Annotated in this window: 21 protein-coding genes; 9 read left to right on the plus strand and 12 right to left on the minus strand. The window is 68.3% G+C overall.

The window, feature by feature from the left end:
* Positions 1-83: 83 nt before the first annotated feature.
* The 7 genes from VA603_RS05040 to creB form a co-directional block, all read right to left on the minus strand.
* Positions 84-1,676 carry a M20/M25/M40 family metallo-hydrolase gene (locus VA603_RS05040; RefSeq protein WP_323438132.1) on the minus strand — a complete coding sequence of 531 codons (1,593 nt, stop codon included), beginning with the start codon at positions 1,674-1,676 and terminating at the stop codon, positions 84-86.
* A gap of 98 nt (positions 1,677-1,774) precedes the next feature.
* Positions 1,775-2,659, minus strand: coding sequence for a carbon-nitrogen hydrolase family protein (locus VA603_RS05045; RefSeq protein WP_132864610.1), 885 nt, complete (start codon positions 2,657-2,659; stop codon positions 1,775-1,777).
* Positions 2,656-3,261 carry a GNAT family N-acetyltransferase gene (locus VA603_RS05050; protein WP_132864611.1) on the minus strand — a complete coding sequence of 202 codons (606 nt, stop codon included), beginning with the start codon at positions 3,259-3,261 and terminating at the stop codon, positions 2,656-2,658. The genes VA603_RS05045 and VA603_RS05050 overlap by 4 nt, the downstream gene beginning before the upstream one ends.
* Positions 3,262-3,373: 112 nt before the next feature.
* Positions 3,374-3,772, minus strand: coding sequence for a hypothetical protein (locus VA603_RS05055; RefSeq protein WP_323438133.1), 399 nt, complete (start codon positions 3,770-3,772; stop codon positions 3,374-3,376).
* A 57-nt stretch (positions 3,773-3,829) separates the two neighbouring features.
* Positions 3,830-5,194, minus strand: coding sequence for a cell envelope integrity protein CreD (gene creD, locus VA603_RS05060; RefSeq protein WP_132864613.1), 1,365 nt, complete (start codon positions 5,192-5,194; stop codon positions 3,830-3,832).
* A gap of 82 nt (positions 5,195-5,276) precedes the next feature.
* Positions 5,277-6,713, minus strand: coding sequence for a two-component system sensor histidine kinase CreC (creC, locus tag VA603_RS05065; RefSeq protein ID WP_323438134.1), 1,437 nt, complete (start codon positions 6,711-6,713; stop codon positions 5,277-5,279).
* Complete coding sequence (gene creB, locus VA603_RS05070) at positions 6,714-7,412, minus strand: two-component system response regulator CreB (RefSeq protein ID WP_132864615.1); 699 nt, start codon at positions 7,410-7,412, stop codon at positions 6,714-6,716. It abuts the gene before it with no gap.
* A gap of 45 nt (positions 7,413-7,457) precedes the next feature.
* On the opposite strand from creB, the gene VA603_RS05075 reads away from it, so the two are divergent.
* The 4 genes from VA603_RS05075 (at position 7,458) to VA603_RS05090 (ending at position 13,432) form a co-directional block, all read left to right on the plus strand.
* Positions 7,458-8,315, plus strand: a complete 858-nt coding sequence (locus VA603_RS05075; protein ID WP_323438135.1) for a 23S rRNA (adenine(2030)-N(6))-methyltransferase RlmJ — start codon at positions 7,458-7,460, stop codon at positions 8,313-8,315.
* Between the two features lie 109 nt (positions 8,316-8,424).
* Positions 8,425-8,970 carry a GNAT family N-acetyltransferase gene (locus VA603_RS05080; RefSeq protein ID WP_132864617.1) on the plus strand — a complete coding sequence of 182 codons (546 nt, stop codon included), beginning with the start codon at positions 8,425-8,427 and terminating at the stop codon, positions 8,968-8,970.
* A gap of 191 nt (positions 8,971-9,161) precedes the next feature.
* Positions 9,162-12,722, plus strand: coding sequence for a transcription-repair coupling factor (gene mfd / locus VA603_RS05085; RefSeq protein WP_323438136.1), 3,561 nt, complete (start codon positions 9,162-9,164; stop codon positions 12,720-12,722).
* Between the two features lie 92 nt (positions 12,723-12,814).
* Complete coding sequence (locus tag VA603_RS05090) at positions 12,815-13,432, plus strand: HD-GYP domain-containing protein (RefSeq protein WP_323438137.1); 618 nt, start codon at positions 12,815-12,817, stop codon at positions 13,430-13,432.
* On the opposite strand, the gene cls is transcribed toward VA603_RS05090, so the two are convergent.
* Entirely contained in the window at positions 13,429-14,940 is a 1,512-nt protein-coding gene (cls, locus tag VA603_RS05095; RefSeq protein ID WP_323438138.1) for a cardiolipin synthase, read from the minus strand. The genes VA603_RS05090 and cls overlap by 4 nt on opposite strands.
* Before the next feature lie 188 nt (positions 14,941-15,128).
* Between cls and VA603_RS05100 the strand changes: the two genes are divergently transcribed.
* Entirely contained in the window at positions 15,129-15,341 is a 213-nt protein-coding gene (locus VA603_RS05100) for a ParD-like family protein (protein WP_132864621.1), read from the plus strand.
* Entirely contained in the window at positions 15,338-16,129 is a 792-nt protein-coding gene (map, locus tag VA603_RS05105; protein ID WP_323438139.1) for a type I methionyl aminopeptidase, read from the plus strand. The genes VA603_RS05100 and map overlap by 4 nt, the downstream gene beginning before the upstream one ends.
* Positions 16,130-16,290: 161 nt before the next feature.
* Here map and VA603_RS05110 read toward each other — a convergent pair whose 3' ends face one another.
* The 3 genes from VA603_RS05110 to VA603_RS05120 form a co-directional block, all read right to left on the minus strand.
* Entirely contained in the window at positions 16,291-18,384 is a 2,094-nt protein-coding gene (locus VA603_RS05110) for a M13 family metallopeptidase (protein ID WP_323438140.1), read from the minus strand.
* Positions 18,385-18,495: 111 nt separating this feature from the next.
* Positions 18,496-19,497, minus strand: a complete 1,002-nt coding sequence (locus VA603_RS05115; RefSeq protein ID WP_132864624.1) for a hypothetical protein — start codon at positions 19,495-19,497, stop codon at positions 18,496-18,498.
* Positions 19,487-20,041: an RNA polymerase sigma factor gene (locus tag VA603_RS05120; protein ID WP_132864625.1), complete on the minus strand. Its 555-nt coding sequence runs from the start codon at positions 20,039-20,041 to the stop codon at positions 19,487-19,489. Before VA603_RS05120 ends, VA603_RS05115 begins: the two co-directional genes overlap by 11 nt.
* A gap of 127 nt (positions 20,042-20,168) precedes the next feature.
* Between VA603_RS05120 and VA603_RS05125 the strand changes: the two genes are divergently transcribed.
* From VA603_RS05125 to VA603_RS05135, 3 genes are all read left to right on the plus strand, one after another.
* Positions 20,169-20,840 (plus strand): dioxygenase family protein, encoded by a 672-nt coding sequence (locus tag VA603_RS05125; protein ID WP_165931168.1) that lies wholly within the window; start codon positions 20,169-20,171, stop codon positions 20,838-20,840.
* Positions 20,837-21,427: a cytochrome b gene (locus VA603_RS05130; protein WP_323438141.1), complete on the plus strand. Its 591-nt coding sequence runs from the start codon at positions 20,837-20,839 to the stop codon at positions 21,425-21,427. Before VA603_RS05125 ends, VA603_RS05130 begins: the two co-directional genes overlap by 4 nt.
* 146 nt (positions 21,428-21,573) lie before the next feature.
* Entirely contained in the window at positions 21,574-22,185 is a 612-nt protein-coding gene (locus VA603_RS05135; protein WP_323438142.1) for an HAD family hydrolase, read from the plus strand.
* Positions 22,186-22,332: 147 nt separating this feature from the next.
* Here the strand turns inward: VA603_RS05135 and VA603_RS05140 are convergent, their stop codons facing one another.
* The gene (locus VA603_RS05140) at positions 22,333-23,472 is read right to left on the minus strand and encodes an MFS transporter (RefSeq protein ID WP_323438143.1); all 1,140 of its coding nucleotides are present in this window, start codon (positions 23,470-23,472) and stop codon (positions 22,333-22,335) included.
* Positions 23,473-23,474: the final 2 nt, after the last annotated feature.

The raw sequence follows: 23,474 nt of genomic DNA on the forward strand, positions 1-23,474 counted from the left end.
AAAGCAGGCAGCCGGTCCTGCCCCGGAAACGAAGAAGGGCCGCATCGCGGCCCTTCCTCATTCCCCCATGAACGCCAGCCGCCTCACGGCTCCAGCAACGGCTTGCGCGGGAAACGCTCCTCGCGCATCGCCGCGTTGTACACGAACGAGGCCACGATCGCCGCCGCCTGCTTCAGGTCCTCGGCCTCTGCGTGGTCCCACGTGTCCAGGTGGCTGTGGTGGACGTTGCTGAAGTAATCCAAGCGATCCTGGACGAACTGGAAGCCCGGCAGGCCCACCCGGTCATAGCTGATGTGGTCGGTGCTGCCGGTGTTGCGGCTCACCACCGTCGTCGCGCCCACGTCGTTGAACGGCTTCAGCCACTGCTCGAAGATCGGCATGGCCGCCATGTTCTCCTGCGCGTAGATGCCGCGGAAGCGGCCCGAGCCGTTGTCCATGTTGAAGTACACCTGGAACTTGTCGTAATCACGCAGCTTCTGCAGCGCGCCAGTCGGCTCGCGCAGCGAGGCCGGCAGCGCCTTCTGCGCCGGATCGGTGGGCTCCGGGTAACGCGCGAAGTGCTGGGCCACGTAGGCCTGCGAGCCGATCAGGCCCTGCTCCTCGCCGCTCCACAGCGCCACGCGGATGGTGCGCTTGGGCTTGGCGCCCACGGCCTTGAGGATGCGCATGGCCTCCATCATCACCGCCACGCCGGCGGCATTGTCGGCCGCACCGGTGCCGGTGTGCCAGGAGTCCATGTGCGCGCCCAGCATCACGATCTCGTCGGCCTTGCTGCTGCCGCGGATCTCGGCCAGCGTGTTGTGGCCCGGCTGGTCGGCCTCATCGGTGAAGCGTGCATCCACGTTCACCCGCAGGCGCACGACCTGATTGTCCTTGAGTGCACGCACCAGCGGATTGAAGTGCTCGGCGATCATCGCCAGCTCCGGGATGCCCACCGACTCGCCGGCCTTGCGCGAGCCGCCACCGGCCACGCGGATGATGCCGTTGTCCCAGCCGCTGATGCTGATCGCCGCCAACGCACCTTCCTCGACGAAGAAGGCATTGGTGGCGCGGATCAGCTCCTGGCGCTCGCCGTATTCCTTGATCCGCTTCGCACGGTCATCGGCTGCGCTCTTGGGAATGGTGAACTCCTGCAGGCCTTCCAGCGAGGTCGCATCGTGGCGGTGCGAGTCCGGCTCGGTGCCGCGCTTGTACTCGCGCGCCTCGCCGAGCAGCAGGATCTTGCCGCGCAGCTTGCCCTTGTATTTCTCCAGGTCGGCCAGCTTCTTGATGTCGACCTGGATCAGCTCGCCCTCGACCGGACCGTGGGTGCCCGGGGTCCAGGCCTTGGGCAGCGCATGCAGCGGCTGCACGCGTTCGGACAACATTTCCACGCTGGCCGAGGAGAACTCCCAGCCACGGCCGAAGCCGTCGAACGCCTCGTCGTGCACGTTCACCAGGCCCCATTCGTTGAACTTGCCGCGGGTCCAGCGGTTGGCCTCGGCCATCGCCGGTGAGTTGGTCAGGCGCGGACCAATGCTCTCGGTCAGATGACTGAAGGTGTCCATCACCTGCGAGCGGTGGAAGGCCTCCTGGCGGATCTTGCCCACCATGTCCAGGTCCACCTGTTCGGCTGCCTGCGCCGTAGCGCCCACCGCCAACCCCATGCACAACGCCAGCAAACCGCGCTTGATCACCGTGTATCCCCCGGCCTTCGGCCAAATGACGACAAAGCACCGAGTCTAGCCAGCCCTCCATACTGACCGAGCCGGCCAATGGTCATGGTCCGCCGGTCTCAGGGCACGTTTGTCACCACCGCCTGGGCCAGTGCCGGCTGCAACTGGCCTGGCCAGTCGCGGTCGTTGGCCACCTGGGCCTGCGCGCGGCGGGCCTCGAAGGCAGCGAAATCCAGCTCCGCCAGCGCCCATAGCTGCCCTTCGGCGGTCTGCGCAAGCACGCCATCGGCCGGAAAACCCACGTCCATCGGTGCGTAGATCGCCGCCTGCCCGGTGTTCACGTCCAGCGCCGGGCTCCATTCGGCCAGACCGGCGGTCACCGACTGGGCCACGAACATGCGGTTCTCCAATGCCCGTGCCAGGCAACCGATGCGCACCCGGGTCGCGCCGGCAGCGGTATCGGTGCAGCTCGGCACGACCAGCAAGCGGGCACCGGCCTCGTACTGGCGCCGTACCGGCAACGGGAATTCGCTGTCGTAGCAGATCGCCACGCCGACGCGGATGCCGTCCACCTCGAACACCTTCAATACGTCACCCGGATCGATCAGGCCGGTGCCCTTCTCGAACCCGGTCAGCTGCAGCTTGTCCTGCCACAGGTGCTGGCCATCGGGGGTCAACCAGTCGCAGCGGTTGCGGTAGCGCCCGTTGCCGGTATCGAGCAGGAAGCTGCCCGCCACCACGTGCAGGTCGAACTCGCGGGCCAGTGCCGAGAACAGCGCAAGCCATTGCGGGCGGTATTGCTGGATGGCCGCCAGCGAGGCTGGCAGGTCGCTGAAGATATGCCGGCGGAAAGTGGCCGCCAGTTCCAGCGACAGGTATTCGGGCAACACCGCGATACGCGTACCAGCGGCGGCCGCCTCGCCCAGCACCTGGCGCTGGCGTGCAGCGAAGGCATCGAAGTCGGCGGGCGAGCCCACCGGGTAACGGGCAACGGCAATCTTCATGCGACAGGCTCCAGCGTGCGGGTCCAGAACGTCAATGGATGCATCACCTCGCCCTGCCCCACCTCGTGCCACAGCAACTGCAGGGTCATCCCGGGTTGCCGGGCATAGCCGCGCTTGTGCCAGAACACATCGTTGTCGCGGTGCCCGGGCGGGCGCCGCGGGTCATCGGCCGCACGGTCCACCGCGCAGAAGGCCGTGATCGCAAAGCGCCGCAACGCCCGGGCATGCGCCTCGCGCGCATCGAAGAACGCATGGCCGATGCCGCGTCCCCGGTACGACGGCAACAGCACCGACTCGCCGAAATAGAACACCTGCGCCGGGTCAAGGCCCGCTTCCTCGAATGGCTTGCGGAAGGCCGCGCCGTCATCGAGCAACGGCAGGCCGGTGGACGCGCCCACCACCGCGTCGCCATCGCGAGCAACCACGCAGACCGCATCCGGCGTAGCGGCATAGGCGGCCAGGTAGTCACGCTCGTAGTCGAGGCTGCCCTGGTAGAGGTAGGGCCAGTCATTGAACACGCCGATGCGCAGGCGGGCCACGTCATCCAGCACGGGCAGCAGTTCCGGTCCGCGCAATGCGGCGAGGGTGAGGGGCGATTCCATGCGGGAATTCTAGTGCGTGGCGGGCGTCGGGTGCGGCCCCTTCCCCAACCCCTCTCCCGCACGCGGGAGAGGGGCTTTATCCAACGCACCCTGGAACATCACCGGCTGCGACTCAATGCATCCACCCGTACAGCACCAGGCGTTCCACCGGCAGCACCGCCAGCCACGACTGCGCATCCAAGGTGGTGGCGGCATACATCGGGCTGGTGCCGGCGGCGCCCTGCCCAGCTCCTCCGCGCACCTGTCGCCAATGGCCATAGCGGGCCGGTGCATGCCGCGGCAGACCGGCGCGGGCCTGCCGTGCCTGCGCGAAGAACACCAGCCCTTGCCGTTGGATGGCAGCGGCGGTGCGGTTGGCAAGGCGCAGGACCACGATGCCGCCGGCATCACCGCCAAAGATGCTCTCCAGTACGATACCGGCCATCTGGTCCGGCGACATCCCGAACTGCAGCAGCCCACTGGTTTCAATCTCGGCAGGCAGCAACTGCTGCGCACGACGATGGATCGACATGCGGTTCATTGCGGTCACTCCCAGGGAAACGGGGTGGCCTGCGCCACCCCGTTTCGATCACGGCAGGGTCGGCGGTGCGGCCGGCTTGCCCAGCGCGCGGTTGCTCAGCTCGTACCAGTCCATCTTGCGGGTGATCCACATGATCACCGCCAGGATGCCGAACAGCAGCAGCGAGCCCATCAGCAGCGAGTTGGTCTCCGAGGCCAGCAGCAGGTACAGCACGCCGTACAGCAGGGTCAGCATGGTCGAGAACACCAGCGCGTACTTCCAGCTGCGCAGCACGCCGCTGAGATAGAAGCCCTGCAGGCCGATACAGGCCGCCGCGGAGACCAGGTAGGCCTGCCAGAACGGAATGTGCTCGGAAAGGCTGACCAGCAGCAGGAAGAAGATCGCCAGCGCCAGGCCGACCAGCAGGTACTGCAACGGGTGGATCTTCAGCTGCTTGATCAGCTCGAACAGGGCAAAGCCGACGAAGGTCAGCAACACGAACAGGATGCCGTACTTGGTCGCGCGGTCGGCCTGGGTGTAAACGTCCACCGGGTCCACCAGCGCCACGTTCAACGCCTCGACGCTACCACCTTCGCCACGGATGGCACGGACCAGCTGCGTCTGCGCCGCCGAGGCCAGCGAGGACACCGCCCATTCGGCCTTGAACCCGCTGCCGTCGATGCTGCGCTCGTTGGGCAGGAAGCTGCCGCCGAACAGGGGATGCTGCCACGGCGAGTTCAACGCCACCCGGGTGTCGTCGCCGATCGGCGCGACCGACAGCGAACGCGTGCCACCGAGCACGAACTCCAGCTGCACCTTGCCACCTTCGGCCAGGACGCCCTGGCTGGCGTCCGCCAGCACCGACAACGGTGCGTGCAGGCCCTTGGAGGTGTCCTGCATCACGCCGGCGCCCGGTTGCAGGGTGACCGACTTGCCGTCCACGCGCAGGTTCGGGGTACCGACCAGGCCGCGCACGTCGGACAGGCCCAGTGCCAGATAGGGCCGCCCATACACCCGGCCCGGCACCGCGTTGTAGCGGGATTCGGCGAACTCGGCGCTGAGCTGGGCATGCCAGCGGTACACCGGCACCTTGAACAGGCCGATGCGGCGCTCGTCGGTTTCCAGCTTGCCCTGCACGTCCAGCCGTGCCGGCATCTGCAGGTCATAGCCCTGCTCGGTGCGCAGCTCGGTCTTGCGCTGGGCGCTGCCTTCCACGGCCACTTCCACCTCGCGCGTCTGCGTCCATGGCAGCACCCGTACCGGGCCGACCAGCGTCTGCTCGCCGGCGTAACTCTGCGCCACCCGCTCCACCGCCTCGTCGCGGTAGCGTTCGCGCTCGTTGATGGTGCCGCGGATCAGCAACAGGGGAATCAACAACAACAACGCCAGGCCGCCGACGATGGCGAAGCGCAACAACAGCTTGAGGGAAGTCATGTCCCGTCCTCGTGTGGAAACGGGGCCAGCTTCGGGGCTGCCGGTGAGCAGGGTTTGTGTCGAACTTGAAGCGAGTGTGAAGTCAGCCGGCCGGCAGCAGCAGGCGGGCCTCGGCGCCCCCTTCGGGCGCATTGCGCAGGCCGGCCTGGCCGCCATGCAGGCGCGCCACTTCGGCCACGAACGGCAACCCCAACCCGGAACTGCGCTGGCCGGTGCCTGGCCGGGCCAGCGAATAGAAGCGCTCGAACACGCGTTCCAGCGCGTAGTCCGGGACCCCGGGGCCGGCATCACGCAGGCGGACCTGCCACTCCCTCCCCTGCTGCTCCAGCGCCAGCTCGATGCGGCCACCGGCCGGCGAGAAGGCAATGGCGTTGTCGAGCAGGTTGGACAGTGCCTGCCGCAGCAGGAACGCATCGCCCTGCACCAGCGCGCGCTCGGGCAGGTGGCTGTCCAGTTGCAGCTGCGCGGCCTGCAGCCGCGGCGCGGCGTCCTCGGCCAGGCTGCGGCACAGCGCGACCAGGTCCACGTCGGTACGCCGCTGCAACCAACCGTGCTGTTCCACCTCGGCCAGCCGCAGCAGCTGGTCGATGGTCTCGGTCAGGCGCCGCTCCTGCTGCACGATGTTGCCGGCGAAGCGTTGGCGCTCGGCCTCGGGCAAGGGTTCCTGCAGCAGTTCGGCCGCCCCGCGGATGGCGGCCAGCGGGCTTTTCATCTCGTGCGTGAGCGACTGCACGTACTGCTCGACGTAGGCCTTGCCCTCGAGCTTGCGGCGCATGGTTTCCAGCGCCAGCCCAAGGTCGCCGATCTCGTCATGGCGGCGCCGCGGCGGCGGCACCGGCTCGCCGGCACTGACGGCCTTGGCATAACGGCTCAGGCTGCCGATGCCGCGCGCCAGCCACCAGGTCATCAGCAGACCGATCAGCGCCGACAGCCCGATCAGCCAGGCGCCGCGCGCCACGATGGCGCGCTGGCTGGCGGCGATGAACGGATCGAAGGTGTCGTTGGGCTGGGCCAGGGTCAGCACGCCGATCAGCGTGCGGCCATCGGCCGGGTCGTACACCGGCGCGGCCACGTGCATCACCGTGCTGGTCTCGTCACCCGGGGTACGTGCACTGGAGCGGGCGCCGTACTGACCGCGCAAGGTCAGGTAGACGTCGTTCCAGCGCGAATTGTCGCGCCCCACGTCCTGCCCCAGCGAGTCGTAGATGACGATGCCCCTGGCGTCGGTCACGGTCACCCGGTAATCGATGCTGCGCTTGGGGAAGCGCCACACCATCGCGCGCGGGTCGCGCCGTTGCGCGGTGGCCATGTGCGCGGCGAACGCGCCGTCGGCCATGTGCCCGGCCTTCAGGTCCGGCGCGGCGATCACCGCCAGCACGTTGGCCGCGTCCACCAGCGTGGACTCCATCGCCTGGCGCACCCCCGGCTTGACCTCGTTGACGAACACGCGCATCACGAAGAACGCGGCGATGCCCACGATCAGGAAGAAGCCCAGAAACAGTTTCAGGCCGAGCCGCATCTAGATTTCCAGTGCGTAGCCCACGCCACGGTGGGTGCGGATCGGGTCGTCCTGCGCTCCGGCCGCGCGCAGCTTGGCGCGCAGCGTCTTGACGTGGGTGTCGATGGTGCGGTCGGCGCTGTCGCTGGCATGGTCCCAGCCGCGCTCCATCAGCTGGCTGCGGCTGAGGATGGACCCCGGGCGGGCCAGCAGCGCCGCCAGCAGGGCGTACTCGTAGCGGGTCAGGTCCAGCGGCGTGTCGCGGTAACGGATGCGCCGGCCCTCGCCGTCGATGGCGAAGGCGCCGTGGACTTTCCACCCCGCGCTGGCCGGCGTGGACGGCGCCGGCACGCTGCGACGCAGCCGCGCACGCACCCGCGCCACCAGTTCGCGCGGCGAGAACGGCTTGGTCACGTAGTCGTCGGCGCCCAGCTCCAGCCCCAGCACGCGGTCGAACTCGTCGTTGCGCGCGGTCAGGAAGATCACCGGTACCTGGCTGAAGGTACGCAGCTCCCGGCACACCTCGAAGCCCCCCAGGTCAGGCAGGCCCACGTCCAGCACCACCACGTCGGCCCCGTCCGCACGCAGCGTGGCCAGGGCCTGCCGCCCCAACGCGCAGTGCTCGGCGGCGTAGCCTTCGCTGCGCAGGGCATACAACAGGGTATCGGCGATGGCGGCCTCGTCTTCGACGACGAGTACCCGGGCAGGTTGATCGGACATGCGCCCAGCATAGCCGCCACCCGGGCGCCCCCGTACACTTCCCCCATGAATTACCGCCACGCCTTCCACGCCGGCAACCATGCCGACGTGCTCAAGCACATCGTCATGCTGGCGATGATCGACGCGCTCAAGCGCAAGGACTCCCCATTCTTCGTCCTGGACACCCATGCCGGACGCGGACGCTACCTGCTCTCGGCCGAGGAAAGCCGCAAGACCGCCGAGGCCGACGACGGCATCCTGCAGTTGATGGCCCTGCCCGCGCTGCCGGAGGTGGTCGAGCAGTACCTGCGCGCGGTGCAGGCCGACAACCCGGTCGGCGCGCTGGTCTCCTACCCCGGCTCGCCGCTGATGGCCGCCCGTGCCCTGCGCGAGCAGGACCGCATGGCCGCCTGCGAGCTGCAGAAGGAGGAGGCCGCGGCGCTGAAGGAACTGTTCGCCCACGACCGCCGCGTGCAGGTGCACCCGGGCAACGGCTACGACAGCATCCGCGCCTTCCTGCCACCCAAGGCCGGTGCCACCAAGATCGGCCGTGCCCTGGTCCTGATCGACCCGCCGTACGAGGTCCAGGACGCCGAGTACCCGCAGATCCTCGCCACCGTGCGCGAAATCCTGACCCGCATGCCGCAGGCGCAGATCGCGGTCTGGTACCCGATCAAGCAGCGCCGCAGCCTGCAGCAGTTCTTCCGCAAGGCCAGCCACCTGCCGGCCAAGTCGGTGCTGCTGGCCGAGTTCATGGTCCGCCCGGACGACTCCCCGCTGCGCCTGAACGGCAGCGGCATGCTGCTGGTCAACGCCCCGTGGCAGTTCGACCAGGTCATCGCGCCCGCCCTGCCCGTGTTGAAGAAGCACCTGGGCGAGGCCGGTGCCTCGACCCGCCTGGAGTGGCTCAAGGCCTCCGAATAACGCCTTTTTGACACCCGCCGGAAGCTGAACGAATCGCCGTGTTGATCGCGTTCACAGAACTTAGCAGGGCGGGTGACAGAATCGACGGGTCTTTGGAGGAACCGTAGTCATGGCTACCCGTAATCGCATGCCCCCGTGGCATGAAAATTTCAAGGCGCCCAGTGGTCGCGAGTTGTTGATCCGCCCCATCCGTCCGGAAGACGGCGCACCGCTGCAGGGCGCATTCGCGCTGTTCGGGCCGGAAGAAGTGCGGGATCGCTACCTGCAGGCGGTGGACTCCCTGTCCGACGAGACGGTCCAGCGCCTCACCCACCCGAATCCGAAGTCGGAGATCGCGCTGGTGGCGGCCGAGCCACTGCCCCCGGGTGAAGCCGTGGTCGGCGCCGTCGCCCGCGCCACCATCATCCCGGGCACCCGGGATGCTGAATACGCCATCCTGGTCAGCCGTTTCCTCGCCGGCCAGGGCCTGGGCCGGCAGTTGATGCGCAAGCTGGTCAAATGGGCGCGCGGCAAGTACCTGGACCGTATGTACGGCGATATCGCCCAGGACAACGAGCCGATGCTGCAGCTGGCCGCGTCGCTGGGCTTCAAGCAGGTTCCCCATCCCACCGGTGCCCCGGGCCTGGTACGCATGGAGCTGGACCTGGCCAGCTGAGAACAGGGAGGGGGAACACGCCGCGCGCTCGCTCCCCTTCCCGCCAGGCAGCTGGTTTCGCGCACGCGAACCGTGGGGCAGGCATCGGCAAACCGGTGCCTGCCCTTTTCGTCTGCGTCGTCCGGAATGCCCCTGCGCCACGGCGCCGTCGCGGCGGTCCCCGGCAGGTGGTCTGTTAAGATTGGCGGTCCATGTCAGCCCACCCCTACCCCATTCCGCCGCTGCCCCGTCCGGGCCAGCTCCGCGCCTGGTGGCGCGCCCCGGCATCCAGCACCGCCCTGGCCTGGCACGTGGCCCGTGCCGCGGATGTGCATGGCAAGCCGCTGTTGCTGGTCACCCGCGACAACCAGAGCGCCAACCAGGCCGTCGCCGACCTGCAGACCCTGCTCGGCACCGGTCCCGGCGTGCTGCCGGTGCTGTCGTTCCCGGACTGGGAAACCCTGCCCTACGACCAGTTCAGCCCGCACCCGGACATCATTTCCCAGCGCCTGGCCGCGCTGCACCACCTGCCCACGCTGACCCGCGGCATCGTGGTGGTGCCGGTGCAGACGCTGCTGCAACGGCTGGCCCCGCTGAGCTACATCGTCGGTGGCAGCTTCGACCTGAAGGTCGGCCAGCGCCTGGACATGGACGCGGAAAAGCGCCGGCTGGAAAGCGCCGGCTACCGCAACGTCGGCCAGGTGATGGACCCGGGCGACTTCGCCGTGCGCGGTGGCCTGCTCGACGTCTACCCGATGGGCGCCGAGGCCCCGCTGCGCATCGAGCTGCTGGACGAGGACATCGATTCCATCCGCGCCTTCGACCCCGAGTCGCAGCGCTCGCTGGACAAGGTGGACGCGGTGAAGATGCTGCCCGGCCGCGAAGTACCGATGGACGAAGCCAGCCTGGCGCGCGTCCAGGCCGCGCTGCGCGAACGCTTCGACGTCGATACCCGGCGCAGCCCGCTCTACCAGGACCTGAAGGCCGGCGTGCTGCCCTCCGGCATCGAGTACTTCCTGCCGTTATTCTTCGACAGGACCGCGACCCTGTTCGACTACCTGCCCAGCGGCTTCCTGACCGTGGTCGGTACCGGCGTGGCCGAGGCCTCCGACGCGTTCTGGACGCAGACCGGCAGCCGCTACGAACAGCGTCGCCACGACATCGACCGGCCGCTGCTGCCGCCGGAGGAGATCTACCAGTCGCCGGACAACCTGCGCGAGCAGTTCAACAAGCAGCCGCGCGTGGAAGTGTGGCCGGCCGACCATCCGCGCATCGCCGAGGCGCAGCCGCTGGGCGACCAGCCGCTGCCGCCGCTGCCGGTCGCCGCCAAGGATGCCCCCGCCGGCCAGGCACTGAAGTCCTTCATCGACAACTATCCCGGCCGGGTGCTGATCGCCGCTGACTCGCCGGGGCGCCGCGAGGCGCTGCTGGAAGTCCTGCAGGCCGCCGAGCTGCGCCCGCCGGTGGTGGCGGACTTCACCGCGTTTCTCCCTTCCCCGCTCGGCGGAAGCGGGCCCGAGGGGCCGGATGGGGGGCGTGCCAATGGCAAGAGCAAGCGCGCCGCCCTCCCGGAAGGAGACGGGCTTGCCAGGTTCGCCATCACCGTCGCGCCGCTGGACGATGGCTTCGCCCTGACCGAGCCGCCGCTGGCCGTGCTCACCGAGCGCCAGCTGTTCCCCGAGCGTGCCGGCCACGCACGGCGGACCCGCCGTGCCGGGCGCGAGCCGGAAGCGATCATCCGCGACCTCGGCGAGCTGACCGAAGGCGCGCCCATCGTCCATGAGGACCATGGCGTCGGCCGCTACCGCGGCCTGATCGCGATGGACGTGGGCGGCATGCCGGGCGAGTTCCTCGACATCGAGTACGCCAAGGGCGACCGCCTGTACGTGCCGGTCGCGCAGCTGCACCTGATCAGCCGCTACTCCGGCGCCTCGCCGGAAACCGCGCCGCTGCACTCGCTCGGTGGCGAGCAATGGACCAAGGCCAAGCGCAAGGCCGCCGAGAAGGTGCGCGACGTCGCCGCCGAGCTGCTGGAGATCCAGGCCCGCCGCCAGGCCCGCGCCGGATTGGCGCTGGACATCGACCGCGCCATGTACGAACCGTTCGCCGCCGGCTTCCCGTTCGAGGAAACCCCCGACCAGCTGGCCGCGATCGAAGCCACCCTGCGCGACCTGCAATCCAGCCAGCCGATGGACCGCGTGGTCTGCGGCGACGTCGGCTTCGGCAAGACCGAGGTCGCCGTGCGCGCCGCCTTCGCCGCCGCCAGCGGTGGCAAGCAGGTGGCGGTGCTGGTGCCGACCACGCTGCTGGCCGAGCAGCACTACCGCAACTTCCGCGACCGCTTCGCCGACTACCCGCTCAAGGTGGAAGTGCTCTCGCGCTTCAAGAGCACCAAGGAAATCAAGGCCGAGCTGGACAAGGTGGCCGAAGGCACCATCGACGTGATCGTCGGCACCCACCGGCTGCTGCAGCCGGACGTGAAGTTCAAGGACCTGGGCCTGGTCATCGTCGACGAGGAACAGCGCTTCGGCGTGCGCCAGAAGGAAGCCCTCAAGGCGATGCGCGCCAACGTGCACCTGCTCACGCTCACCGCCACGCCGATCCCGCGCACGCTCAACATGGCCATGGCCGGCCTGCGCGACCTGTCGATCATCGCCACGCCGCCGCCGAACCGGCTGGCGGTCAAGACCTTCATCACCGCCTGGGACAACGCGCAGCTGCGCGAGGCGTTCCAGCGCGAACTCGCGCGCGGCGGCCAGTTGTACTTCCTGCACAACGACGTGGAAAGCATGGGCCGGATGCAGCGCGAGCTGTCCGAGCTGGTGCCCGAGGCGCGCATCGGCATGGCCCACGGCCAGATGCCCGAGCGCGAACTGGAGCGGGTGATGCTGGATTTCCAGAAGCAGCGCTTCAACGTGCTGCTGGCCAGCACCATCATCGAGTCGGGCATCGACATCCCCAACGCCAACACCATCATCATCAACCGCGCCGACCGCTTCGGCCTGGCCCAGCTGCACCAGCTGCGTGGCCGCGTCGGTCGCTCGCACCACCGCGCCTATGCCTACCTGCTGGTGCCGGACAAGCGTTCGATGACGCCTGATGCGGAGAAGCGCCTGGAAGCAATCGCCTCGATGGACGAACTCGGTGCCGGTTTCACCCTGGCCACGCACGACCTGGAAATCCGCGGCGCCGGCGAGCTGCTCGGCGAGGACCAGAGCGGGCAGATGGCCGAGGTCGGCTTCAGCCTGTACACCGAGCTACTGGAGCGCGCGGTGCGCTCGATCAAGGCCGGCAAGCTGCCCGACCTGGACAGCGGCGAGGAAGTGCGCGGCGCCGAGGTCGAGCTGCATGTACCTGCCCTGATCCCGGACGACTACCTGCCCGACGTGCACACCCGCCTGACGCTGTACAAGCGCATTTCCAGCGCGCGCGACAGCCTCGCCCTGCGCGAGCTGCAGGTGGAGATGATCGACCGCTTCGGCCTGCTGCCGGACCCGGTCAAGCACCTGTTCGCGATCGCCGAACTGAAGCTGCAGGCCAACACGCTGGGCATCCGCAAACTGGAACTGGGCGAGAACGGCGGCCGGATCGTGTTCGAGGCGCAGCCCAACATCGACCCGATGGCGGTGATCCAGCTGATCCAGAAGCAGCCCAAGCTTTACCAGATGGACGGCCCGGACAAGCTGCGCATCAAGCATCCGTTGCCGGAGAGCGCGGACCGCTTCAACGCGGCACGGGCGCTGCTGACCACGTTGCATCCCGGCAGTTCCTGAACGGGGAAAATCGTGAAATTTGCGTGAAAGGGGAGGCGTGCGGAAAATGCCCCTTCCCTTTCGCCGCGCCCTGTCCCGCAGCCCGATACCGCATGTCGCCGATCAGCACGCCCGTGGGCCTGTCCCTTCCGCCGGATGACCCGTCCTGCACGATCACCGTGCTGGCCGCGGCGCTGGACCAGCGCGACAGCTACACCGACCACCACTGCGACCGCGTCTCGCGGCTGGCACACGCGATGGGGCGCCACTGCGGCCTGGACGAGGAACGCCTCGGGCATCTGGTGCTGGCCGCGCGCTTCCACGACGTGGGCAAGATCGGCGTGCGCGATGACGTGCTGCTGCACCCGGGCAAGCTTGATGACCCACGGCTGTCGGCCATGCGCACTCACCCCGAGCGCGGTGCGCGGCTGTTCCTGGCCACCGGCCGCGACGACGCCCGCCAGGTGGCCGCACTGATCCGCCACCACCACGAAGCATGGGATGGCAGCGGCTACCCGCATGGCCTGCAGGGCGAGGAAATCCCGATGGAATCGCGCATCCTCACCATCGTCGATGGTTTCGACGCGATGACGTCCGAGCGTCCCTACCGCGGGCCGATGCCGGCCCAGCACGCCGTCGAACTGCTGTCCAATGAACGCGGCCGGCTCATCGACCCCCGCCTGTTCGGCGAATTCATGGGCCTGATGCGCCAGGGCGAACTGCCGGCCTAGAGCACCGGCGACATCATCGCCACCGCGTTCTGCACCAGCCGTGCGTGCAGCGGCCACTGCCGCACCTGCGACAGGCTGACCGGGGTCGCCACCTGCAGGTACTTCCGCTGGCGCTGGCGCAGCACGCCAACCACCGCCGGATCGGCGATCAGCAGGTTGTTCTCGAAGTTCAGCTCCAGGCTGCGGCGGTCGATGTTGGCCGAGCCGACCAGCGCCACCTCGCCGTCGAACGTGAGCGACTTGGCATGCAGCAGGCCCAATGGATACTCGTGCACCTGCACGCCGCACTGCAGCAGGTCGGCGTAGGTGCTGCGGCTGGTCTGTCCCACCAGCCAGGAATCATTGCGCGCCGGGAAGATCACCTGCGTGGCCACGCCCCGTCGCGGTGCCGCGCACAGCGCGCGCAGGATGGATTCGTCCGGCACGAAGTACGGCGTGGAGATCACCAGTTCGCGGCGCGCGGCGTAGATGCAGGCCACGAACATGTCGGCCATGGCGTTGTGGCGGGTGATCGGCCCGGTCTCGAAGGCCATCGCACGGCTGCCACGGTCGAAGGTGGCTGCCGCACCCCGCGCCGCGTAGCCTTCCATCGCGGTTTCGCCGGTTTCCGGAATCCAGCCGCTGAGGAACAGGTACTGCAGCTGGCGCACCACCGGCCCTTCGCAGCGCAGCAGCAGGTCGATCCACGGCGCATAGGCCGGCTTCACCCGGAACTCGGCATCGGCGCAGTTCTGGCTGCCGCAGTAGGCGATGCGGTTGTCGATGACCACGATCTTGCGGTGGTCGCGCAGGTCCATGCGGCTGAAGGCCATGTGCTGCAGGCGATTGACGTCGTCCAGCGTCTTGAGCAGCGCCACCCCCGCCCCGGCGAGCTGGCGCCAGCGCGGGCCATCGATGAACGCGCGCGAGCCCAACGCATCCACCATCACCCGGCAGGCCACGCCCCGGCGCGCCGCCGCCGCGACCGCATCGGCCACCCGCACGCCGGCGCCATCGTCCAGCCAGATGTAGAAGGCGATGTGCACGCTCTCGGTGGCGCGATCGATGTCGGCGACCAATGTCGCCATCGCGGCGCGGCAATCGGCCACCGGATCATCGGCGGCGCTCCCCTCGGCACCCAGCAACGCGATGCGGTTGCCCGCCTGTACGTGGAAGCCGTTGATCGAATGCGCCAGCTCGAACAGGGGCGCGATGTTGTCGGCCAATGCGACATCCGGGCCAGCCACCGGCTGTCCCGGGTCGGCCTCGTGCAGGCGGCTCATGTTGTGCCGCACCTGCTGCAAGCGCCGGAACCGTGAACGGCCAATGCTGGTTTCGCCCAGCAGCAGGTAGGCCACCATGCCGACCAGCGGCGCCAGCATGATCACCGCCACCCAAGCCGCGCGCGACGCCGGCGCACGGTTCGGCCGGGTCAACGCCCGCGCCGCGGTCAGCAGGTGCGCGATGAAAACCAGCACCGTGCCACCCAACTGCAGCAGGCCCTGCCAGTTGCCAAGATCGAACGTCATTGCCCCCTCTCTCACCGAATTCGCCTGTGCCGCCGGACGGCGACATCCATAGCATGCGACCGGTGTTGCCGCTGTCGGCGTACTGCAAGCGCGGTCGCCGTCATGGCCATGGCGCTTGACCAATGGCCGGTCACAATGAATATATGATTCGTATATACTTCATATAAGCCTCACAGGAGATGACCCGCATGGGCATCGTGAACATCGACGACGACCTGCACGACAACCTCCGCCGGGCCAGCACGGTATCGGGGCGTTCGATCAATGCCCAGGCCGGCTTCTGGATCCGCATCGGCATGCTCTGCGAGCTCAACCCGCACCTGAGCTACCAGGAACTGGTGGCGCGGGAACTGGCGGCGGCCGGGGTCCGGCCCGCGCCGTTGTTGGCGCCCAGCCCATGATCAAGCACCCCCACGAACTGGCCCTGATGGCCGAATCCGGCCGCCTGCTGGCATCGGTGTTCGAAGCGCTGGACCGGTTGCCGCTGGAAGGCCTGAGCACCCTGCAGGTCAACGACTGGGTCGAGCGCTTCATCGTGCAGGAACTGAAGGCCCGCCCGGCCAGCAAGGGGCAATACGGCTTTGCCTATGTGCTCAACAGTTCCATCGACAACGTGGTCTGCCATGGCATTCCCTCCGCCTCGGACATCCTGCGCGAGGGCAGCATCGTCAACTTCGACATCACCCTGGAGAAGAACGGCTACATCGCCGATTCCAGCAAGATGTACCTGATCGGCGAGGTCAGCCATGCCGCGCGCCGGCTGGTCAACGCCACCCGCGAAGCGATGTGGAAAGGCATCGCCAGCGTGCGCCCCGGCGCGACGCTGGGCGACATCGGCTTCGCCATCCAGCGCCATGCCAAGGATGCCGGCTATTCGGTGGTCAAGGAGTACTGCGGGCACGGCATTGGCCGCGAGATGCACGAGGAGCCGCAGGTGCTGCACTACGGCCATCGCGGCGCCGGCCTGGCGCTGGAGCCGGGCATGACCTTCACCATCGAGCCGATGATCAACCAGGGCCGCGCCGCCATCGACAGCAGCGACGATGGCTGGACCGTCACCACCCGCGACGGCAAGTTGTCCGCGCAATGCGAGCACACCGTCGAGGTCACCGACAGCGGCGTGCGCGTGCTCACCCTGCGCACGGAGGAGCGCGCGTTGGCCGAGCGCCTGCTGGGAAAGGCCGGCTGAGTTCGACGCCCGGCGCATCACCCCGCAGCATGCCCCTGCAGTCGAGGCGATCTGCGCGACGAAGACCGCACGAGTGGAACGCCACACGTCACCCGACGAAAGAAGGCCCGGCAATGCCGGGCCTTCTTCATTCCACTCACGCCATCATGCTGGCGTGCCGGTTACCAGATCACCACGCGCTTGTCGTCGGCGCGCACCATCGCATCGCCGGCCTTGCACTGGAACGCGGCCGCGAACGAGGGCATGTTCGACGGTGCGCCGTTGGCGCGGAAGTTAGCCGGTGCGTGCGGATCGGTGTTCAGGCGCACACGCAGCTCGCCGTCGGTGAAGTTGCGGCGCCACACCGTGGCCCAGTTCATGAAGAAGCGCTGGTCCTGGGTGTAGCCGTCCACCGGCACATTGGCCTTCGGGTCCTCCTTCAGCGCCATCTGCAGCGCGTCGTAGGCCACGGTCAGGCCGCCGAGGTCACCGATGTTCTCGCCCAGGGTGAGCTTGCCCTTCACGTTCACGCCCGGCAGTGCCTCGTAGCCATCGAACTGGGCGACCAGCTGGTCGGTGCGGCTGGTGAAGGCCGTGCGGTCGGCATCGGTCCACCAGTTGTCGAAGTTGCCGTTGGCGGCGAACTGGCTGCCCGAGTCATCGTAGCCGTGCATCATCTCGTGGCCGATCACTGCGCCGATGCCGCCGTAGTTCAAGGCCGGGTCGGCCTTGGCGTCGAAGAACGGCGGCTGCAGGATGGCGGCCGGGAACACGATCTCGTTCTTGGTGGCGTTGTAGTAGGCATTCACCGTCTGCGGAGTCATGCCCCACTCGGTCCGGTCCACCGGCTTGCCGATCTTGCCCAGCATGTAGCGGTAGTTGAACGCGCGCGCGGCCTGCACGTTGGCGAGGTAGTCCTCGCCATTGGTGGCTAGGCCCGACCAGTCACGCCACTTGTCCGGGTAACCGATCTTCGGGGTGAAGCTGGCCCACTTTTCCAGCGCCTTCTTCCTGGTTTCCTCGCCCATCCACGGCAGCGTTTCCAGTCGCGCCTTCAGCGCCACCGACAGGTTTTCCACCAGGTGCTGCATGGCAACCTTGGACTCGGCCGGGAACACCGCATCCACGTACAGCTGACCCAATGCCTCGCCCATCGAGCCATTCACGGCCTCCAGCACGCGCTTCCAGCGCGGCTGCATTTCCTGCTGGCCACGCAGGGTCTTGCTGAAGAAGTCGAAATTGGCCTGCTCGAAGTTCCGGCTCAGGTACGGTGCGGCGTCATCCACGGCGTGGAAGCGCAGGTAGGCCTGCCAGGTGCTGGCCGGCACGTCGGCGAGCATGCTGTTCACTTCGGCGAAGAAGCCCGGCTGTGCCAGCGAGAACTTGTCCTTGGCCGGGATCTGCAGCGTGTCGAACAGCGCCGTCCAGCTGAAGTTCGGGGTCTGCTTGTCGGCGTCGGCGGCACTGAGCGGGTTGTAGCGTTTGGCCGGGTCGCGCAGCTCGATGCGCGACAGCGAGGCCTTGGCCAGGCGGGTTTCAAACGCCATCACTGCATTGGCCTGCTCCTTGGCCTGCGCGGCATCCACGCCGGACAGGGTCAGCAGCTGTTCGATGTAGGCCACGTAGGCCGCGCGGATCGCGGCCTGCGATTCGTCGAAGTAGTAGCCCTTCTCCGGCAGGCCCAGCCCACCCTGGCCGACATAGGCGATCACGTTGGCCGAGTCCTTGAAGTCCGGGCTGGCATACAGCGCGAACAGCCCGCCGTTGCCGCGCGCGAAGCTGTCGCGCAGGTAGCCGCCGATGGCGGCGGTGTCGTTCAGTGCGGCGATCTTGTCCAGTTCCGGCTGCAGTGGCGTGATACCGGCCGCTTCGATCGCGGCCTCGTTGTTGCCGGTCTTCCAGATGTCGCCGATCTTGGCCTCGTTCGAACCGGCCGCGGCCTTGCCGTTGGCGGCCTGCTCGACCAGCGCATGCTGCACTTCCAGCGAGCGCTCGCGCAGGATCTCGAAGCTGCCCCAGGTCACCTGGTCACCCGGCACCGGGTTGGCGGCCAGCCACTTGCTGTTGACGAAGCCGTTGAGGTCGGTGCAGGCCTGCACGGCCGGATCCAGGTCGGCGGCGTTGAGCGAGATCAGCGCGGTCTTCAGCTGCGACGCGTCGAACGCCGGCTTGGCGTCGGCGGCCGGGGGGGCGGAAGCCTCGGTCTTGCCGCAGGCGGCAAGCGAAGCGGCGATGGCGACCGTCAGCGACAACGGGACAAGCTTGTAAAACGACATGGACATCTCCGGGCCAAACAGGGAAAGGCGCCGCAGGCACGTGCGGCGCAGCTTGGGAGCGTAGGGCATACCGGTCCGCAACGGGATCGGCCGAAGGTCACAGCGCGTGGCTCATCCCAACGCGTCGCGCCAATTCAGCCACCATGCCTTCGGCGGCCGCGGCACCTGCTCCCACCAGCGGTTCATGGCATGCACGCTGCCCTGCTGCCAGGCCTGGCGGTGGGCCGGATCCGGGACCGTTTCACCGAACATCGCTGCCAGACGCGGATACAGCGGCCCCGACGCCAGCGCCGGGTAGCGGGTCAGCAGGGTGAGTACGGTGAAGCGATCATCGTCGGTCGCGCGCTCGGCCACCTGCGCCTCGACTCCGGTCACGCGCTCGCCCTTGGCCATTGCCAGGTCCAACTGCTCGACCCGTGCCGCGAACGCGACGCTTGCCGTCTCGGCCAGCGGAATGCCGCTGCGCGACGCATCAAAGCGCAGGTGCGAGCCGGCCGGCACCAGGGTTTCCTGCCCCTGCACGCGGTGCATCACCCAGCCACTGAGCACGCGGATGTCGCCTTCGCCCTGGAGATTGCGCTGCATTTCGAACGCGCAGCCCAGATCCACGGTTTCGGCATCACCGGCGGCAATGCCGAAGTAGCCCGGTGGTGCCCAGATGCGGGCACGCACGCGGCCGTCCAGCAATTCCAGGCGGTGATGCCCGGCGCGCGTGTCGACCAGCCGGACCCGTGTCCCCGGCAACACCTGCATGTGGCCGATGCGGGCCACCTGGACGGTGGCGGTTTCCCCTGCCGAGGTCGCCAGCGTCTGTCCGACCCGCAGCGTGCGCGGCAGCGCCGGGGCGTCGGTTTCAACCGCCCAGTCGTGGTGCTCGCTCCATTGCAGCCGCCACGGCAGCCACGCCGCGATCCCGACCGCACAGGCCACCAGCACCGCGGCCATCGCCAGGGCAGGCCGCCGCCAGCGCGGCGCGCGCGATGTGGGGGGCAGCGCCCAGGCCTGTCCTTCGGCCGGCACATGCCGGTAGCGGCCCAGCAGCGCTTCAAGCCGCACCAGTTCGTCGTCACCCGGCAACGCCGGGTCCCACAGCGGGTCTGGCCTATCCACCATCGTTGTTCTCCTCCGGCCGCTGCACGATGCCCAGCGCCTCGCGCAGCCGGCCCATGCCGCGGTGCAGGTTGACCCGGACCGACTGCGGCGTCAGCCCGGTGAGCGCGGCGATCTCCGCGCCACTCAGGCCTTCGACCAGGCGCAGGATCAGTGTCTCGCGATAAGCCAGCGGCAACGCGCGGATGGCCTGCAGTGCCTCGCCGGCCTGGGCCATCGATTCCGGCCCGACGCCACCCCAGGGCGGATCGGCGCAGTCGCCGATGGCCACGGTTTCGACCGTTGCCGCCGGCCGCATGCGGCGCGCGATCATCGCGATCCATGGCCCGAAACGCTCCGGTTCACGCAGTTGGTCCAGCCGGGCGAATGCCAGCACGAAGGTTTCCTGGGTCAGGTCGTCCACCCGCGCACGCGCCGCCGCGCCCAGGTGGATGGCATGCACCAGTGGCGCGAAGCTGCGGTACAGCCAGGCGTAGGCTGCCTGCGATCCGCGCCGGGCGTCCTGCACCTGCCGTGCGATGTCCTGTGGCGCAAGCGCGGGCTTCATGTCCTTGGGGGGCGGGGGTGACCTGGATCAAGAGGGTAGCCGGGGCCGAAGCGTTAACACGTGTACGACGGTTAACGCTTTCATCGGGCGAACGCTCCTGATCGACATGCCGCTCCGGAGAACCGTCATGCCCTGCTCCCCTTTCCCACTGGCCGGTCCCGTGCTCCTCAGCGTGCGCGGCGGTGCCTTGTTGATGCTGCTGGCCGCTTGCGCCCGCGCCGATGCCGGCCTGCCCCCGGTGGTCGGCCTGCCCTGCGAAGACTGCGAGGTCGCCTTGATCGGCCTGCCCGACGCTCCGCCCGTCGTGATGCGCCTGGCACCAGACACCGAGCCGGGCGAACGGCTGCGCCTGCAGGGCCGGGTAAGCGATGCACGCGGGCGGCCGCGCGCGGGCGTGATCGTGTATGCCCACCAGACCAACCGCGACGGCATCTACCCGGGCGAACGCAGTGATCCCGACCCCGGTGTCCGCCGTCATGGCCGGCTGCGCGGCTGGGCCACCACGGCATCGGACGGGAGCTACCGCTTCGACACGATACGCCCGGGCAGCTACCCGGGAACGCGGATGCCGCAACACATCCACCTGTACATCATCGAGCCCGGCTGTGCGCTGTACTACATCGACGATGTGCTGTTCAGCGATGATCCCCACCTTACCGCCGCCGTCGCACGCAAGGCCGACCTTCGCCGGGGTGGCAGCGGCATCGTCACCCCTGCAAAGGTTCCCGGTGGCTGGCAGGCCCGCCGCGACATCGTGACCGGCCAGAACATTCCCGGCTATCCGGCATGTCCGGCATGAACGCATCGGCCGTCGAACGGTATCCGCTGGCGTTGCGCGTGCTGCATTGGCTGCTGGCGGCGCTGCTGATGCTGCAGCTCGGCCTGGGCCTGGCGGCCGAGCACGCGGTGCCGCCTGCCATCGCCGGCCGCCTGCTCGCCGTCCACTTCCCACTGGGCATCGTGATCCTGTGCCTGATGACCCTGCGCCTTGTGCTGCGCCTGACACTGCACGCACCGGCAGTGCAGCGCGATGAGCCCCGCTGGCGCCAGCGCGTGCGGTCAGGTGTGCATGCCGCGCTGTATGTGTTGGTCCTGCTCCTGCCGATCAGCGGCCACGTGATCTGGGTATGGATGGGGGCGGACCGGCACCTGCCGGGCGGCTGGGAAGTGCCCGCCTTCTTCATGCCCCCCGAAGACGAGACCGGGCGTGCCCTTGCCTGGTACGTGCATGTCTACGGCGCGTGGTTGCTGCTGGCATCGGTGGTGCTGCACGTAGCCGCTGCATTCCATCGCCAATGGACGCTTGGCGATGGCTTCATCGCACGCCGGATGGGCTGGGGGAGCCAGCCACCGCGCCGTCCATGCGCAGCGAAGCGCCGCACCTGATACGCGCGCATCCGTCGCGAATCGTTGCCTGCCGGTAGCCACCGCTTGCCGGCGCTGCGGCACATGCATCATGGTTGCGCGGATTGATCCAGCGTGCCGCCTGCGGCTCACGCGCTGGCACACCTGCATCCCTTGCCTGAACCTCCATGATCAAGACCCTCTTCTTCGACTTCGATGGCGTGTTGACCACCGACCCGAGCGGTTCAGCGACGACGCTGCGCGCGCTCGCCGAGCAGTCCGGCCTGGACGAGCAGGTCCTCTGGGCAGCCATCGAACCCTTCAATCGCGACCTGATCCTGGGCCACATCACCCACGCCCGGATCTGGCCCGATGTCTGTGCACGGCTGGGCACCGAGATTCCCTTCGAACACCTGACCACCGCGTTCCTGCAGACGCCCATCCACCAGCCGGTGCTTGCGCTGGCAAGGGAGCTGCGCGCGGAATTCGCCATCGGCATGATCACCGACAACAAGTCCGATCGCATGGATGTGATCGTCAGGCAGCATCGACTGGACGAGGTCTTCGACCCCATCGTCGTCTCCGCCGAGGTCGGTCACAGCAAGCGTGGGGCGGCAATCTTCCGGGAGGCGCTGCGCCGGGCCGGTGCCGAGGCAAGGACATCCTTGTTCATCGACAACACCCTGCGCAACCTGTACGGCGCGGCAGCCATCGGGATGAAGACCTTGCTGTTCGATGGCACCACGGAAGGCGCCGCGGAACTGCGCAGCGCCCTGCAGCTCATCTTCACCAGCGACTGAAGGACGACCGAGGCCGGGCCTGCCGTCGTTCCATGAACATCGCACAGGGCAGCGCGGCGGGACCTCATGGCAACGGCGTACGGCGCAGGCCGGCCAGCATTTCACCCTCATTGGAGGCAGGGAATCTTCCCGACCGGTGACGCAGGCTCAACGCACCCGCAGTGACGCGCCCAGTACCGCCGCCCCGGCCAGCGCGGTTGCCGCCAGCAGGAACGCCGCCGGCAAGGACCAGTGCTGGGCAACGAAGCCGATCGAGGCCGGCCCCAGCAACACGCCGGCGTAGCCCAGGGTCGTCACCGCCGGAATCGCCACGCTCTCGGGCATGCGTGTCTGGCGTCCGGCCAGGCTGAACATCACCGGCACGATGTTGGCGCAACCGATACCCACCAGCGCATAGCCCAGCAGCGCCGCGCCGAATGCCGGGACCAGCGTCGCCAGGAAGAAGCCGCCGCTGCCGACCAGGCCGCCGATCAGCACCGCACGTGCGCTGCCCAACCGGTTGACCAGGCCGTCGCCGAACAGGCGCGTCACCGTCATCGCCACGTTGAAGGCGACAAAGCCCCACCCGGCATGCGCGAGCTCCACGCCACGCACCTCGTGCAGGAACACCGCACTCCAGTCCAGCATCGATCCCTCGGCCAGGAAGCTGACGAAACAGACCAGCCCGATCAGCACCACCACGCCACGTGGCAACGCGAACGCCGCTTCCCCCTGGGGCGCGCGTTCGGTGCGCCAGCAGCGCATCGACGCCACCGTCACCAGTACCACGCCCAGTGCGGTTGCCAGGGTGGCCGCCAACGCACCGGCGCCGGCCGACAGCAGCAACGCCACCAGCGCCGCACCACACAAGGCACCGATGCTGTAGAACGCATGGAAACCGGACATCATCGCCCTGCCCGACTCGCGCTCGACGAACACCGCCTGGATGTTAATCACGCAATCCATCGCGCCGATCGCCGCGCCGAATACCAGCAACGAAAGCCCGATCGTCAACGGCGTGGGGGCGAGCGCAAGCAACGGCAGCGCCGCCACGATGATCACCACGGTCACCTGCATCACCGCACGGCAGCCGAAACGCGCTGCCAGCAGGCCGGCCAGCGGCATCGCCAGCAACGAACCCAGACCCAGGCACAGCAGCACCACACCCAGTAGGGCGTCATCCAGGCCGGCGCGCACCTTTGCGTACGGCACCAGCGGCGCCCAGCAGGAAATGGCGAATCCGGGGATGAAGAAAGCGGCGCGCGTGGCCATCTGTTGGCAACGCTGGAGAGCATGCAGGTCGGTCATGG

The sequence above is a fragment of the Stenotrophomonas capsici genome (genome assembly GCF_034961085.1).
GTDB classification, from domain to species: Bacteria; Pseudomonadota; Gammaproteobacteria; order Xanthomonadales; family Xanthomonadaceae; genus Stenotrophomonas; species Stenotrophomonas capsici.